Here is a 14,696-nt window from a genome sequence, read left to right on the forward strand (position 1 = left end):
ACTTAAACATCCTGTTATCTTGTATCCAATGTTTTATAGCCCTGTATTAATTATTCTATTAATACTTCCAGCTGTGTCATTTCTATACTGATTAGTCTAGCCGCTTATTAGCATATATTATAGATAAACACGTGAATTATATGTACTATTTCTATTCGTTCGTAGCAACTAGCCCGCATAATTCGATATTTTACTTAGCTTCTATCGGTTCACTAAAATACATTCCCTGCGCTGCGCTGACACCAAGGATTTGCAATGTTTGCCATTCTTCAAATACTTCAACGCCTTCGGCACAAACTTGCACCTCAGTACGATACAAGCCGCCAATTAAACTACGGATAAATAATTGGTTTTCAGGGCGCATGTGGATATGCCGTACAATTGATCGATGTAGCTTAATTAAATCAAAATGGCATTCACGAATGTAATAAGTTCCAACAACCTGCTCACCAACATGATCAACACAAAGCCTTGCGCCCATTTTGCGGATCATATCTAACTTAGGAAGTAACTTTTGTTGATGTTGGATCACAATATCTTCTGATACTTCGAAGATTAACCGCGAGGTTAGATGTCGATATTCTAATAGTGTTGTTTTTAGCCATTGTGAAAATGCGCGGCTCATTAACGAATCCAAGCTTAAATTGATACTGTAACGCTGCGGTGCCGATTTTTTATTCGTAGGTAAATTCGCGCCTTCAACGCTTGTTTCATTCGATAACAACAGCAAAACGCGTTCAATAATTTGCCTTTCAATTTGCGGCATTAAGCCACATTTATTGGCCATAGGAATAAATAAAGTGGCACGAATTAATGCCCCTTGATTATCCCGAGCCCGTGTAAATATCTCCTTATGATGTTCATTACCATCAGAATCGATTATCGGCTGGCTAAAGGGATAAAAACGCTTTTGTACTAATGCATTCTCTAAAAAACTCCGCCAACGCACAGAGCCTTTAGCAAATTCTTCATCAATAGCGCCTTTATCGTACATAAACCAATTACTATTGCCTTGTAATTGTGCCGCCCTTAAGGCCATATCTGCTTCTTCAATTAACTGCGTTGCATTGTCCCCTGCGGTAAAGTAAGCGCAACCAAGATGGAAAAAATTGTCACGATTATCGACCTCGGGCAAAGGCTGACTCAAACATATTTTGAGTAGCTTGCTGGCCAATTGATCGGCTTCAATAAGCGATATTTGTGGTACTACAATGGCAAATTGGTTATGGGAGCGGCGAGCAAACATGCTATTTGCTTGGCTTTGTAACAGTAAACTAATGGCACTAACGGTCGAATTTAATAGCTCTCTCGCTGCAGTTTCACCTTGTGATTGTTGTAATAAATCCAAATCATCCATTTCTAATAAATAAATAACGCCATGGGCAAGCATTGACTGATTGTGGCTCAGCGCATCGAGACGATTAGTTAAAAATAATCGATTACCTATATGGGTTTCTGCATCAAGAAAGGTATTAGAGCGGATAAACTTATCAAAACGGCCCCGCTCTTTTTGTGCGTCTTGTAACTCTTCCAGTAATTTAGTTAACGCACGGTTAATCAGCCTTGGCTTACCCTTTCCAGGTGTTGCCAGTGCTTCTTCATGCTTGCCTTGTAAAATTAATCGACTGCGTAAAGCTAATTCCTCAATACCATCCAATTGCTGTGAAAACCACAAATAGCCAAAGCGTACTAATGCGATAACCGCAAAAATACCGATTAATAGAATGAACGTCTCATACCAACTGAACGTGAAGTGTTCGAAGGGTTGCGGCAAGGTTAATAGCATATGTAAGCCAGATTTAGGCTCCAGCACATGGTCATATATAACCGCATTTTGAGTAGAAAGATTACCTTGATAAGCCAATAACACTTCACCGTTTCGACTCAGACGAAAATCTACAGCATTATAGGCGAGTAGCATTGGTGGCAACCAAGCCTCCAACTCCCAATCTGGTCGATGCTGATAATGCTCCACCAGCATAGTTTCGAGTCCGGCAACTTTTTGCTGCTGAAACTTATAAGTCAGCTGCACAAAGCTCATCACTGCGCTCAATATAAATACGAAGGCAACTGCAGCCAAAGACATTAACCAAAAGCTGGTTAATTTTGTAGTTAACATTCGAGTGAATTTCATCTATCCGCTATCCTGCAGGATTATAATTATTATCTGAACAATTTTAACATAAAACCAACAAGGCTATCTGTTGATTATGTCAGTAGCCTAACCCAAAAGGCAACCAAGTCACGGTAACTTTAACGTTGGCTTAAATACAAAAAAGAGACTAATTAGTCTCTTTTTGTATTTTAAGCCGCATTTTGTCTAGTCAGCGTATTGCGGCAAAGTCGTAATAACAGCAACGCCAGAGTCAATAGCTGCTTGTGCAACCGCACGCGCGACAACAGGCAGTAAGCGTGGATCCATCGGTTTGGGCAACACATACTCAGCACCAAAACTTAATGATGTCACCTGAGGATAAGCCTTTAATACGCTTGCTGGTACGACTTCTTTTGCCAATCCTGCAAGCGCGTAGACGGCGGCAATTTTCATCTCATCATTAATACATGATGCACGCACATCTAATGCACCACGGAAAATAAATGGAAAACACAGCACGTTATTAACTTGGTTTGGATAATCACTACGACCAGTACCCATAATTAAATCACTACGTGTTGCGTGGGCAAGTGCTGGTTTAATTTCAGGATCGGGGTTGGAACAGGCAAAAATCACCGGTTTGTCAGCCATTAACGCGACTTCTTCAGCGCCAATCACGTCAGGTCCAGATAAACCTAAAAATGCATCTGCGCCCTTGATTACATCAAGCAAGGTGCGTTTATCGGTATGATTAGCAAATAGTGCTTTGTATTCATTAAGATCTGTACGGCCAGAATGAATAACGCCTTTAGTATCTAGCATGTAAATGTTAGCGCGATTAGCACCACACTTTACCAACATAGTCATACAAGCGATCGCAGCAGCACCTGCGCCCATACACACAAAGATCGCATCGCTAATCAACTTGCCTTGAATCTCTAACGCATTGATCATTCCCGCCGCTGTCACAATAGCAGTGCCGTGTTGGTCGTCGTGAAATACCGGAATTTTACAACGGGCAATCAACTCGCGTTCAATAACAAAGCATTCTGGTGCTTTAATATCTTCCAAATTAATACCACCAAAAGTATCTGCAATTGCAGCGACGGTATTAATAAACTCTTCAGGCGTATTATGCGTAATTTCAATATCGGTCGAATCAATATTAGCAAAATGCTTGAATAATAATGCTTTACCTTCCATAACAGGTTTAGATGCTAATGGACCTAAATTACCTAGGCCTAAGATAGCAGTGCCATTAGTAATCACGGCGACCGTATTACCTTTATTGGTATAACGATAGGCGTTGTCAGGATTAATCGCTATTTCACGTACTGGCTCAGCCACTCCAGGACTATAAGCTAGGGCAAGATCATGACTCGTTTCGGCTGGTTTAGTTAAACAAACTGCGGTTTTTCCTGGAACGGGAAATTCATGATAATCGAGTGCTTGTTGACGAATATCTAACATTTTAAAATCCTGAAATACGGCATTTATAATTTATGAGAGTGAGGTCGACCAACACCTAATTCGCCTCTGTAAGGGCGATATAAATAGTCTTGTTGGTCAGGGTAAGATACGCCAATAAAGCGACTTTTTAAATAAAATATTCGTCATTTTTACCTTAGCATTCAGATTGTTCCTCTAAGCTCAGTTTTATAAGCTTATCCTCTCTAATAAAGTGACATTTTTCATATTTTTTTGTAGAAAAAAAACAGATATTTCATCAATTAAATGCTGGTTACAGCATGTTTATCGCTGTAATTTTGGCTAAATTACAATATTTAGTCGCTAGTGGGATTATTTTACGATTAAAGGTTATAAATAAGACGAATAAACAATTTGAATTATAGATATTTGATAAGTTGGCGATTTATTGAATGGAGTCATAGCTGATACAAATTTGAAATAGTACTAAACGATAGTAAATAGCCAATGACAAAAAGCAAAAAGGCGCCGAAGGCGCCTTTTTTTAGAAAAATTACAATTGTAATTATTTCTTAGCAAGTGCACCAAAGCGCTTGTTGAACTTGTCGATACGACCGCCAGTATCAACAACTTTTTGTGTACCAGTATAGAATGGGTGACAAGCACCACATACGTCTAAGTGCAGATCTTTACCAGCAGTAGAGTTTACTTTGATAACGTTACCACAAGTACAGTTTGCAGTGATGATAGCGTATGTTGGGTGAATACCTGGTTTCATTGGGGTTACCTCAAAAGTGTAAGGCCATGTCGCTCTTCCAACCCGTAGTCGGACACCACATGCATGTTAATAACAATATGTTTAGGGCGCAGGATATTACAGCATAGCCACACCGGATACAAGTAGATTATCTGAGCGTTTAGAGGTTAAAACTCGTCTATTTTTTATGCCGATTTTCCGCTTTATTTTTCGGCAGCTTTCGTTGCAAATAGCGCTTTTGCTTCTTGCGGATTGGAATACTTCGCTAAAATTATTTTCGAAGGGCAAAATAGCACCGCATTACTCTTAAGTGCGCTGATTTTATTCTTCGAGAAAGCCGTAGAATTTGCCTCATAAATAGCCAGCATTGCTCCATACACGCTCACGTTCCAATTGCTTGCATAGCGATTGGCTGTGCGCCATAGCGTCTCACCGGCAAGATAAGTTAACTGACAAGGTTCAAGTGCTTGCGACGCAGTTTGCACATTGTCCACTTCGGCTCGTTTAGGCTCAATACTCTCTGTCGCCAAGGTTTCTACAGATATTGTTTTAACGGTTGCAGCTTTAGGCGTGTTATCAGCAGCAAGGGGAGAATTTTGCCCACGCGCAGTATCAGAGAAGTTAAACCCTGCTGCGGCTGGCACTACGGGCTCATTAGATTGATGGTTTAAAACGATGATACTTTTATCGGCGAGTAAACTCGCCTCAGCCTCCACTTTGGCGGGCGGCTCAACCACAGTGGCGGTACTTTCGGCAATTGTTGCGATGGTGATTGTTTTAGCCCCCGTTGCCACTATTGCTGTTTTGGCGAGCGAGGTAGATTTAGCGCCATCAAATAAACTGATACTTTTGACATCATGCCAGCGATCGAGCCGGTATTCCCTGATTAAAAGTCTAGCTTTGTCATCCTTCACATCCTCAACACCCGTAAGCAACACTAAAAAGCGATTAAGCCCCTCAACCATTAGCTTTTCTTCACCGCTTGCTTGCTGTACCACAAATTCTAAACGCGACATGTCCTGATTATCGGCTATCACATTCATCCTGAGTTTAGGGTAACCCCCTAATTCAAACATGCGACTGTTAATGCTCACATGGGAAACTTGTGCCATGCTCGGCGCACTGCACACTAAAGCCAGTAGACCTAATGATTTCACGATATTAGCCATTTATTTACTCTCAACTATCCTTGGTAAACCATCATTAGGGCTAGCCCTAGCCTGCTGCGCTGAGTACACTAAACCACATTCTTGCCTAAGACTTGCCTGCATATGTCATTGTTTGTCGAAGTTGCGTTACCTGTGCCTATGCGGCAAACCTTTAGCTACCGCGTACCCGAATCTTATCCTAATACACCGCACATCGGTGTGCGCGTTAAAGTCCCCTTTGGTCGACAACAATTGATCGGCCTAGTTACAGGGATCACAGATACATGTAGCTTAGCGCCTAAGCAAATTAAGTCCGTGCTTGAGTTTATCGACGATAAACCTTTACTCCCAGAATCACTCTATAAACTCACTCTCTGGGCTGCGAGATACTATTTTTGCAGCCAAGGGCAAATGCTAACCCAAGCATTGCCAGTCGCTCTTCGTAAAGGGTTAGATGCGGCGCCGCAAAAAATCCAATTTTGGCAGTTAACCGAAATAGGCCAAAATATTGCGCCTGAAGCGGTTAAACGCGCACCCGCTCAAAAAAAATTACTCGAGTTGCTAAAATCAGCCAACTTAACCCAAGAAGATGTCATTAGTTTAGACATCAGTAAAGCGGCACTTAAAGCCCTCGAAGATAAAGGCTGGGTGGCACGCCATGAGAAAATCGCCGAGCTTAATCTGGACTGGCGTACCACACTTGAAATGGACGAAACGCCACACAAACTCAATAAAGAACAGGCCGTCGCGGTTGCGACCTTAAACTTACAGCAAGGATATCACTGTACTTTATTAGAGGGCATTACCGGTTCGGGTAAAACGGAAGTCTATTTAGCTGTACTTGAAGAAATCCTCAAGCAAGGTAAGCAAGCGTTAATTTTGGTGCCCGAAATCGGCTTAACGCCACAAACGATCAATCGTTTCAAACGCCGCTTTAAAGTCAATGTTGCCATCTTGCACTCAGGGTTAACCGACAATCAAAGACTCGAAGCATGGCGTCAAGCCCGCTGTGGCCAAGCGGCAATCATCATTGGCACGCGATCGGCCTTGTTCACGCCTATGGCCTATCCCGGCATTATCATTTTGGATGAAGAGCACGACAGTAGCTTTAAACAACAGGAAGGCGTGGGTTACCATGCCCGCGATTTAGCCGTCATGCGCGGCCATTTAGAGTCGATTCCAGTGATATTGGGTACGGCTACTCCCTCACTCGAAAGTCTACAAAATGCCTTAAGCGGTCGTTATCATCATTTACAACTGGGTGAACGCGCTGGCGCGGCTAAAAAAGTGCGCCAAGGCATTATCGATATTAAAAACCTGCCACTAAAGGCGGGTATGTCGGTGCCATTACTAAACGAAATTCGTCTGCATTTAGATGCAGGCAATCAAGTATTACTGTTTCTGAATCGCCGCGGTTTTGCACCAGCGCTGCTGTGTCACGAGTGTGGGCACTTACATGAATGTGACCGTTGTGATGCATTTTTCACAGTGCATCAATCCCTTGGCGAAATTTGTTGTCACCATTGTGGCAATCAATATGCCATCCCCAAACAATGTCACAAATGCGGTAGTACTATGCTAATGGGCCAAGGCATAGGCACAGAACAACTCGCAGAGGCACTGCAACTAGAGTTCCCTAAACATCCGGTGGTGCGTATCGACCGTGATACCACTCGCCTTAAAGGTTCACTCGAAACCCATTTAACTGCAATTCATAAGGGTGAATATAAAATCTTAGTGGGTACGCAAATGCTCGCCAAAGGCCACCACTTTCCCGATGTCACACTTGTGGGACTACTCGATGTTGATGGTGCCTTGTTTAGTGCTGATTTTCGGGCGCCTGAACGTTTTGGGCAACTTTATACTCAAGTCGCAGGCCGTGCGGGACGCGCCAGTAAACCCGGAACAGTATTATTGCAAACTCACCAGAGCGATAACCCTATTTTGCGCGATTTACTGCACCGTGGTTATGGCGAGTTTGCCCGTAGCCAACTAAAAGAACGTCAGCAGGCGCTATTGCCACCAGCATGGCACATGGTATTAGTGCGCGCTGAAGCTCATTTAGCCAGTGATGCCGATAACTTCCTCAACGCCTTTGCAGCGCTTTTACCCCAAGATAAAGAGTTTGAGGTGATTGGCCCTATGCCTGCGCCTTTAGATAAAAAAGCCGGTAAGTTTCGGCGTCAATTGTTATTTCAAGCGAAGAACCGCAACCGACTGCAACAAGAGTTTGAACGTATTCATCCGCTTGTAGAGCAACTCATTGAAGCTAAACGCTGTCGCTGGAGCTTAGATAGAGATCCGCAGGATCTCCTCTAAGTCGCGTATTTAATAAAAATTTAAGCATCATTTAATAAAAAATCATCGGGAAGATAGCAATTACTAACCACAAACGGCTAAAATATGCGGTTATTCCCTGTATTCACTCTTAAAGTTAGTGCCGATTAGAACCCATGAAATCACATATCCAATCATTACTTGAACAAACACTCGAATCCTTTAAACAACAAGGTATTGTGCCTGCTGACTTTGAAGCACGCATTCAGGTAGATCGAACCAAGGATAAGAGTCATGGCGACTTGGCAACTAACTTAGCCATGATGCTGACCAAAGTCGCGGGCAAGAACCCACGCGAATTAGCTCAGCTGATCATTGATACCTTACCCGCCTCTACTTTTGTGGCTAAGGTTGAAATTGCAGGCCCAGGTTTTATCAACTTTTTCATCAATGACAGCGCCTTAGCAGACCAATTGCAAAATGCACTTAATGATGAGCATTTCGGTATCAAACTGCCAACGCCGCAAACCGTTGTCGTCGATTACTCTTCGCCAAACCTTGCCAAAGAAATGCACGTCGGCCACCTACGTTCAACCATCATTGGTGACAGTGTGGTGCGCGCACTAGAATTTTTAGGCCATAACGTCATTCGCCAAAACCATGTGGGCGACTGGGGCACTCAATTTGGTATGTTACTGGCCTACATGGAAGAACTCCGCGCCAAAAATGGTGAGCAAGCCCAGCTAGAGCTGTCTGATTTAGAAAACTTTTATCGCGCTGCTAAATTACGTTTTGACGAATCGGCGGAGTTTGCCACTCGCGCTCGTCAATTAGTCGTTGAGCTGCAATCGGGCGACGAATATTGCAATAAACTGTGGCGCGAATTTAATGATATTTCGTTAAGCCATTGTCATGATGTTTACGCCCGTTTAGGCGTGAGTTTAACCCGCGCTGATGTTCACGGTGAAAGTGCTTATAATGCCGACCTTGAACAAGTGGTTAAAGATTTAGACGCCCAAGGTTTATTAACTGAAAGTAACGGCGCCAAAGTCGTATTCCAAGAGGCTTTTCGCAATAAAGAAGGCGAACCGCTGCCAGTTATCATCCAAAAGGCCGATGGCGGCTACTTGTATGCCACCTCAGATCTTGCGGCAATGCGTTATCGCTCAAGCGTGTTGAAAGCTGATCGCGTACTGTATTTTGTTGACCTACGTCAGGCACTGCATTTCCAGCAAGTTTTTAGCCTCGCTAAACTGGCTAAATTTGTTCGTGAAGATATGTCATTAGAACACTTAGGGTTTGGCACCATGAACGGCGAAGATGGCCGTCCATTCAAAACCCGCAGCGGTGGTGTGGTTAAATTAGTTGATTTATTAGATGAAGCTAACGTGCGAGCGCTCGAACTTGTGCGCAGTAAAAATCCTGATATGGATGAGGCAACCTTGGCTGAAATCGCCCGCGTTGTTGGGATTGGTGCCGTCAAATATGCAGACTTATCGAAAAATCGTACCAGTGATTACATCTTTAGCTTTGAACAAATGCTTAGCTTTGAAGGCAATACCGCGCCTTACCTGCTATACGCTTATACCCGTGTTGCAGGCATCTTCAAGCGTGTAACTGATTTGGATCTCAGCCAAGCTAAAATCGTGCTTGAGCATGAGAAAGAAAAAGATCTCGGTAACAAGCTGGCACAGTTCGGTGAAATCCTCAATCGCGTTGTAGACAAAGGTCAACCGCATGTATTGTGTGGGTACTTATATGAACTCGCAGGGGCTTTTTCTAGCTTCTACGAAGCTTGCCCTGTACTTGCAGCCGATAACGACGCGCAAAAGAATAGCCGTTTACTGTTAGCACAGCTGACAGCCCGCACCTTACAAAAAGGCCTAAATCTACTCGGTATAGAAACATTAGAGCGGATGTAAGTCATGAGTCATCGCGATTATGCCAATAGAAGGCCGCAATCGGGCGCTAAACCGCGCCCAGTGCGCGCAACACGCCCATCGAGAGCCAAGCCTTCACAATCTAAATCAGCGCAGCGTAATAAGCTGCCGCTAACGCTGATAGCTGTTGCCATACTCGCTGTAGGTGGTTTCATCTATTTTCTCTGGAGTATTAAAAATACTGCTCCGCAAGAGGAGAAGCCACAACCCGCTGTGGTCAAGAAAGCTCAAATCAAGGTTAAGCCGCAAGAAACCACCTTACTTACGCCTAAAGTGAAGGAAGCCGCGCGCCAAGCAGTTGCGATCCCAGTGAAAACCGCTGAGCCTGTAGTTGAGCCCGTAGTAGTCCCATTGAAGAAAGATCCTCATGCCTTACCACCACAACCCAAGGAAGAATGGACTTATCTCAAGGAACTCGAAAACAAACATGTTGAAGTAGATATTCCTGATGTTGTGGCAAGCCGTACACCCGTGCTATATCAGTTGCAGTGTGCGTCTTTCCGCCAAGAGTCACAGGCGAACGAGATGAAGGCCGTGATCGCGTTTCAAGGTTTAGAAGCACAGGTGAGGCAAATCGAAGGCACGACTGGTATTTGGTACAAAGTCGCTTTAGGCCCCTACGAGCGCAAACGTGATGCCGAGCGTAAACGTCATACGCTACAAAAAGCGGGAATCAATGGTTGTCAGATTTTGGCCGTTCCCAAATAATATTTACATGCCATATTGGCTTACTGTCATAGGCTAATGACTCAAAAAAATAGCGGCCAGCAATTTATCGCTTGCCGCTATTTTTTATCCGAAAAATAATAATGTGATCTCACTTCAATTGCCGCCTACATCACTCACCATTCATTCAATCACTTCTTAACAACCTTTGTTTTAAACATTTTCTATTTTTAATAGTCTCGGCATCAAAAAATATAAATAGCTGTTAATAAACAATAAAAATATTTATTAATAAAGATTAACATACAGTTTAATTGACCTAGATCAAACTAAGGCGTATTTCTTAATCGACAGCAAAACAGCTGTATCGATAACAAATCCAACCTCAGGGTGACGTATTATGAATGCATTAATCGAGATAGAAGCCACCGAATTTAGCCAACTTTTTAAGAATGGCGACATGCTAGGTATTAGGATGTTTATGGAGCATGTCCGCATGCCACTGGATGTTCAAGATAAGATTTATGACGAAATATCTGCACTGAAGCAATTAGAACAAAACCAAATAGCAGATCTGATAGAAACCCACACGCATTCTCAAATTCATGAACGCTTAGCTTATTGACATCATTTTTAATGAATCATCTAACCCTGACAGCAGCTTCTACTTATTCACTCAACAGAAGCTGCATCATCAATTCTAGTCCTCAACTAAATCATCAAATTACTACCAAAAAATAAGGTCAAACACAGAATGTTTGACCTTATTTTACACCAGACTAAAACCTACATTACCGGTTAGACAACAATCTTAAGTGGGTTTTTCTTCGGTTAAGCTGATGCTATTCATCCAATAATCGAAATCCACCATATTACCCGGTAATACAATACGGCTACTCTTCTGACTTAAGCCATCGAGTTGCTTAAAGTACTGCTGGCCGAGCTGCAGCCGCAAAGCATTGTGACCACCAGGCGCGGCAATCACAGAGGCGAGGCGTTCAATCGATTCTGCCGTTGCACGAGAAATCGTTAAAATCTCCTCAGCCTTACCCTCAGCCTCGTTAATTCGGCGTTGCATCTCACCTTCAGAACGGTTTACCGTTTCAGCTTTAACACCTTCAGAACGGTTAATTTTGCTCTGTTTGTCGCCTTCACTCTTAGCTAATAATGCACGACGTTCACGCTCAGCATTCACTTGCATTTCCATGGCATTTTTAACGGTTTCAGGTGGGGTAATATTTTTAATTTCATAACGGTGTACGCGTATTCCCCACGTAGCGCCCGCTTGATCTAAAACTTCTACAACTTTGGCAGAAATCACATCACGCTCTTCGAATGTACGGTCAAGATCGAGCGTCCCAATAACTGAACGCGTTGTCGTTTGTGCTAACTGGATTGCGGCATAGCGATAATCAGTAATGCCGTAACTGGCTTTGATAGGGTCGGTCACAGAGATATAAATAACGCCATCGACTTCAACATTCACTTCATCACTCGAAAAACATTCCTGCGGCGGTACATCAATAGTCTCTTCTTTCAAATCATGAATAAAAGCGACTTTATCCACAAAAGGAATCAGAGCATGGAAACCCGCATCTAAGGTACTGTGATACTTGCCTAATCGTTCCACAATATGAGCAGACTTCGTCGGTACTAGGCGAATAGATTGAAATAACTTAATCACGAAAATGGCAAAGATAAGTCCCCAAATTGCCATAACAATTAAATCAGTATCTAAGGGAATATTCATTATCGCGCTCCTTTGCCAAGATTATTATGGCCGCTCATTGTTTGAGTGACTTGATCCATACCCTCAAAGAAACCTTCGAGTTTTGCCATTTCCGCAGGAACCACTGAAACTTGTGCATCATTAAGAATTTTACCGACTTGAGCAATAAACTGCTCTTTTAGCAGCATATTCATTGCATCAGTACCGCCATTAACGGCTAGAGCCTGTGAGATCATCGCCATGCCTTCGGATTTCGCTTTGGCAATAATCGCTATCTCTTGCCCGGTACCTTTAGCTTCGTTTATACGTTTTTGTTTTTGACCTTCTGAAAGATTAATAGCCTCTTGGCGTTCGCCTTCTGACATATTGATCATCGCCGCTTTCTCAGCATTGGCCAAGGTGATCTCTGCTCGCTTGCGGCGCTCAGCTTCCATTTGCTTTTCAAGGGTGTGGATAACATGACGTGAAGGCGTGATATTTCGGATCTCATAACGCAGCACCTTAATACCCCAAGGCTCAGATGCTTTATCTATTTCACGTACTATGGATTCATTTAGGCTATCACGCTCAGAAAAAGTCTCACTCAAACTCAGCTTACCAATTTCAGAACGCATGGTAGTTTGGGCTAAGTTCACCGCCGCTTTACGATAGTTCTCAATGCCATAACTTGCCAATTTACCATCCATCACTTTCAGATAGACAAGGCCATCTACCTCTAGTTGAGTGTTATCTTTAGAAATGCAGCTCTGTGGCGGCACATCTAATACTTGTTCACGGGTATCATGACGGTAGGAGACGCGATCGAAGAAGGGAATAAGAAAGTGAAATCCGGGTTGTAATACTGTACGAAATTTACCAAGACGCTCAATAACATGCACTTCTCGCATCGGTACAATGAGCATTAATTTATAGAGAATAAAAAAGATAAATAAAATAACTAAAGTAAATACAAACATAGCTCCCATCCTTTAATTTTTGGCAGTTTCTACAGCAACAGGCTCAACAACTAGAGCAATATTTTCACGGCAAATAATTCTGACATCAGTTCCTGCAACTATGATACTGCCATCGCCAAGCGCTGGCCATTCAATACCTTGGAACTCAACCCGCCCAGTAGTTTGCCCCGGACCAATGGTTTGTTTTACATGTGCAATTTGATTATATAAGTCGATTGCCTCATCCGTGTTATCCACATGGGAATCCCCGCCAACAAGCCTTTGTGTCACTTGCCTAAAAGCCAATAACAATACAATTGCAGCAATAAACCACAAAGTCAGGCTCTGCACTACGCCTTCGACCAGCCCTATGCTTAACGCGCCAGCCACAACTAAACACGCCGCTCCCAACAAGACAATCACGCCACCAGGAACCACCAGTTCAGCCAGCATTAATACTAAACCTACCACTGCCCACACTAAAATCGGATTTGAAAACGCCATATTTCCCCCTGAAATGAAAGCGCACTATGTAGCAACTATAGCAGCAGCGTTATAGGTAATCGACATAATATGTCGATATTTACAATCCACAATCTACTATCAGCTAAACACTGTTCTTACGCGCGCGCGCATCTAAGTCATTATTTTGTTTTAATATTCAGCACAATCAATTTTTAAAATGAAAATAATTTAGACTTGCTATAAAAGTAAAAAACAATAAAAACCTTTAAATCAATAATATAACTATAAAAAACTCATGCGCCTATTATGTGATTTTGACAACAACACTCAATAAAAACTTTGAATAACGCTACGATTTTGCATATATTGCCCTCAATTTTTAGCCATACTTTGCCGTACTATCGCGCTAGGTTTGAACTTACCCATCAAGCCATGCCATTAGAGCAAAGAATAGATTGAATAAGACACGAATTGACGTCGACCTCTACAACAGGAAATAACAATGAAAAAAACATGTCTATGCCTAGCATTAATGCTTTCGCCTCAAGTATTTGCCGATGATTTAGTACAGTGGTGGGATTTCAGTGCCACCGCGTTATATGGTGAAGACTACGATTTAGCACCATCAGATAAACAAGCGACTATTACTCTAGAAACGGCTGGAGCATGGAAATACGGTGATTGGTTTGCCTTCCAAGATTTTATCTATTTCAAAGGTAACAACGCTTCTATGGACAGTACAACCTATGGTGAAATTTCGCCACGCTTCAGTGCCAGTAAAATTCTTGGTGAAAAAATAGCCTTTGGCCCGGTGACCGATCTATCTCTGGCATTAACCTATGAAGAAGGCGAAGGTCCTGTCCACAGTTTACTTTACGGCCTAGGTATTGATGTTGCCGTGCCTTATTTCACCTACCTAAACTTGAATACTTACCGTCGTGAGGGTATGAGCACAGGCAATAATAGCGATGGCTGGCAGTTTAGCCCGGCTTTCCGTATCGATATTCCTATTGGTTCAGCCAACATAGTACTCGATGGCTTTATCGACTGGGTATTTGCCAGCGATGATAACGGCTACGAAGAGAACTTCCACTTTAATCCACAGCTAAAATACGACCTTGGTAAGAGTCTATTCGGCGATCATCAGGCCAATAAGTTATTGGTGGGTATTGAGTACGATCTGTGGACAAATAAATACGGCGTGAAAGGCGTAGATCAAGACACTTACTCTGTGATTGCCAAGTATCACTTTTAAT

12 protein-coding genes are annotated in these 14,696 nt (G+C 42.8%); 5 read left to right on the forward strand and 7 right to left on the reverse strand.

Annotated elements, in window-relative coordinates:
• Positions 1 to 190 precede the first annotated feature (190 nt).
• From csrD to BW947_RS10335, 4 genes are all read right to left on the reverse strand, one after another.
• Positions 191 to 2,134: an RNase E specificity factor CsrD gene (gene csrD, locus BW947_RS10320; RefSeq protein ID WP_076499288.1), complete on the reverse strand. Its 1,944-nt coding sequence runs from the start codon at positions 2,132 to 2,134 to the stop codon at positions 191 to 193.
• A gap of 186 nt (positions 2,135 to 2,320) precedes the next feature.
• The gene (locus BW947_RS10325; RefSeq protein ID WP_076499290.1) at positions 2,321 to 3,565 is read right to left on the reverse strand and encodes a malic enzyme-like NAD(P)-binding protein; all 1,245 of its coding nucleotides are present in this window, start codon (positions 3,563 to 3,565) and stop codon (positions 2,321 to 2,323) included.
• Positions 3,566 to 4,088: 523 nt separating this feature from the next.
• The gene (rpmE, locus tag BW947_RS10330) at positions 4,089 to 4,301 is read right to left on the reverse strand and encodes a 50S ribosomal protein L31 (RefSeq protein ID WP_076499292.1); all 213 of its coding nucleotides are present in this window, start codon (positions 4,299 to 4,301) and stop codon (positions 4,089 to 4,091) included.
• A 182-nt stretch (positions 4,302 to 4,483) separates the two neighbouring features.
• Positions 4,484 to 5,449 carry a FimV/HubP family polar landmark protein gene (locus tag BW947_RS10335; RefSeq protein ID WP_076499294.1) on the reverse strand — a complete coding sequence of 322 codons (966 nt, stop codon included), beginning with the start codon at positions 5,447 to 5,449 and terminating at the stop codon, positions 4,484 to 4,486.
• A gap of 102 nt (positions 5,450 to 5,551) precedes the next feature.
• Here BW947_RS10335 and priA point away from each other — a divergent pair, with 102 nt between their 5' ends.
• From priA to BW947_RS10355, 4 genes are all read left to right on the forward strand, one after another.
• Positions 5,552 to 7,747, forward strand: a complete 2,196-nt coding sequence (gene priA / locus BW947_RS10340; protein ID WP_076499296.1) for a primosomal protein N' — start codon at positions 5,552 to 5,554, stop codon at positions 7,745 to 7,747.
• A gap of 134 nt (positions 7,748 to 7,881) precedes the next feature.
• On the forward strand, positions 7,882 to 9,627 hold the full coding sequence (gene argS / locus BW947_RS10345) for an arginine--tRNA ligase (protein ID WP_076499298.1): 1,746 nt from the start codon (positions 7,882 to 7,884) through the stop codon (positions 9,625 to 9,627).
• Positions 9,628 to 9,630: 3 nt separating this feature from the next.
• The gene (locus BW947_RS10350) at positions 9,631 to 10,353 is read left to right on the forward strand and encodes an SPOR domain-containing protein (RefSeq protein ID WP_076499301.1); all 723 of its coding nucleotides are present in this window, start codon (positions 9,631 to 9,633) and stop codon (positions 10,351 to 10,353) included.
• Positions 10,354 to 10,711: 358 nt separating this feature from the next.
• Positions 10,712 to 10,936: a hypothetical protein gene (locus BW947_RS10355; protein WP_076499303.1), complete on the forward strand. Its 225-nt coding sequence runs from the start codon at positions 10,712 to 10,714 to the stop codon at positions 10,934 to 10,936.
• A 186-nt stretch (positions 10,937 to 11,122) separates the two neighbouring features.
• On the opposite strand, the gene BW947_RS10360 is transcribed toward BW947_RS10355, so the two are convergent.
• From BW947_RS10360 to BW947_RS10370, 3 genes are read right to left on the reverse strand one after another with little or no spacing between them, the layout of a single operon-like run.
• Positions 11,123 to 12,061, reverse strand: coding sequence for an SPFH domain-containing protein (locus BW947_RS10360; protein WP_076499305.1), 939 nt, complete (start codon positions 12,059 to 12,061; stop codon positions 11,123 to 11,125).
• Positions 12,061 to 12,996 carry an SPFH domain-containing protein gene (locus BW947_RS10365; RefSeq protein ID WP_076499308.1) on the reverse strand — a complete coding sequence of 312 codons (936 nt, stop codon included), beginning with the start codon at positions 12,994 to 12,996 and terminating at the stop codon, positions 12,061 to 12,063. The genes BW947_RS10360 and BW947_RS10365 overlap by 1 nt, the downstream gene beginning before the upstream one ends.
• 12 nt (positions 12,997 to 13,008) lie before the next feature.
• Positions 13,009 to 13,479 (reverse strand): NfeD family protein, encoded by a 471-nt coding sequence (locus BW947_RS10370; protein WP_076499310.1) that lies wholly within the window; start codon positions 13,477 to 13,479, stop codon positions 13,009 to 13,011.
• Positions 13,480 to 13,942: 463 nt separating this feature from the next.
• Here BW947_RS10370 and BW947_RS10375 point away from each other — a divergent pair, with 463 nt between their 5' ends.
• Positions 13,943 to 14,695, forward strand: coding sequence for an outer membrane protein OmpK (locus BW947_RS10375; RefSeq protein WP_076499313.1), 753 nt, complete (start codon positions 13,943 to 13,945; stop codon positions 14,693 to 14,695).
• Position 14,696: the final 1 nt, after the last annotated feature.

Origin of the sequence: Shewanella morhuae (assembly GCF_900156405.1) — a bacterium.
In the GTDB taxonomy this organism is placed as follows: domain Bacteria; phylum Pseudomonadota; class Gammaproteobacteria; order Enterobacterales; family Shewanellaceae; genus Shewanella; species Shewanella morhuae.

What these genes read in the sequence shown, in the direction of transcription:
- csrD (WP_076499288.1), bottom strand. Translation starts at nt 2,134, where the DNA reads ATGAAATTCACTCGAATGTTAACTACAAAATTAACCAGCTTTTGGTTA.
- BW947_RS10325 (WP_076499290.1), bottom strand. Translation starts at nt 3,565, where the DNA reads ATGTTAGATATTCGTCAACAAGCACTCGATTATCATGAATTTCCCGTT.
- rpmE (WP_076499292.1), bottom strand. Translation starts at nt 4,301, where the DNA reads ATGAAACCAGGTATTCACCCAACATACGCTATCATCACTGCAAACTGT.
- BW947_RS10335 (WP_076499294.1), bottom strand. Translation starts at nt 5,449, where the DNA reads ATGGCTAATATCGTGAAATCATTAGGTCTACTGGCTTTAGTGTGCAGT.
- priA (WP_076499296.1), top strand. Translation starts at nt 5,552, where the DNA reads ATGTCATTGTTTGTCGAAGTTGCGTTACCTGTGCCTATGCGGCAAACC.
- argS (WP_076499298.1), top strand. Translation starts at nt 7,882, where the DNA reads ATGAAATCACATATCCAATCATTACTTGAACAAACACTCGAATCCTTT.
- BW947_RS10350 (WP_076499301.1), top strand. Translation starts at nt 9,631, where the DNA reads ATGAGTCATCGCGATTATGCCAATAGAAGGCCGCAATCGGGCGCTAAA.
- BW947_RS10355 (WP_076499303.1), top strand. Translation starts at nt 10,712, where the DNA reads ATGAATGCATTAATCGAGATAGAAGCCACCGAATTTAGCCAACTTTTT.
- BW947_RS10360 (WP_076499305.1), bottom strand. Translation starts at nt 12,061, where the DNA reads ATGAATATTCCCTTAGATACTGATTTAATTGTTATGGCAATTTGGGGA.
- BW947_RS10365 (WP_076499308.1), bottom strand. Translation starts at nt 12,996, where the DNA reads ATGTTTGTATTTACTTTAGTTATTTTATTTATCTTTTTTATTCTCTAT.
- BW947_RS10370 (WP_076499310.1), bottom strand. Translation starts at nt 13,479, where the DNA reads ATGGCGTTTTCAAATCCGATTTTAGTGTGGGCAGTGGTAGGTTTAGTA.
- BW947_RS10375 (WP_076499313.1), top strand. Translation starts at nt 13,943, where the DNA reads ATGAAAAAAACATGTCTATGCCTAGCATTAATGCTTTCGCCTCAAGTA.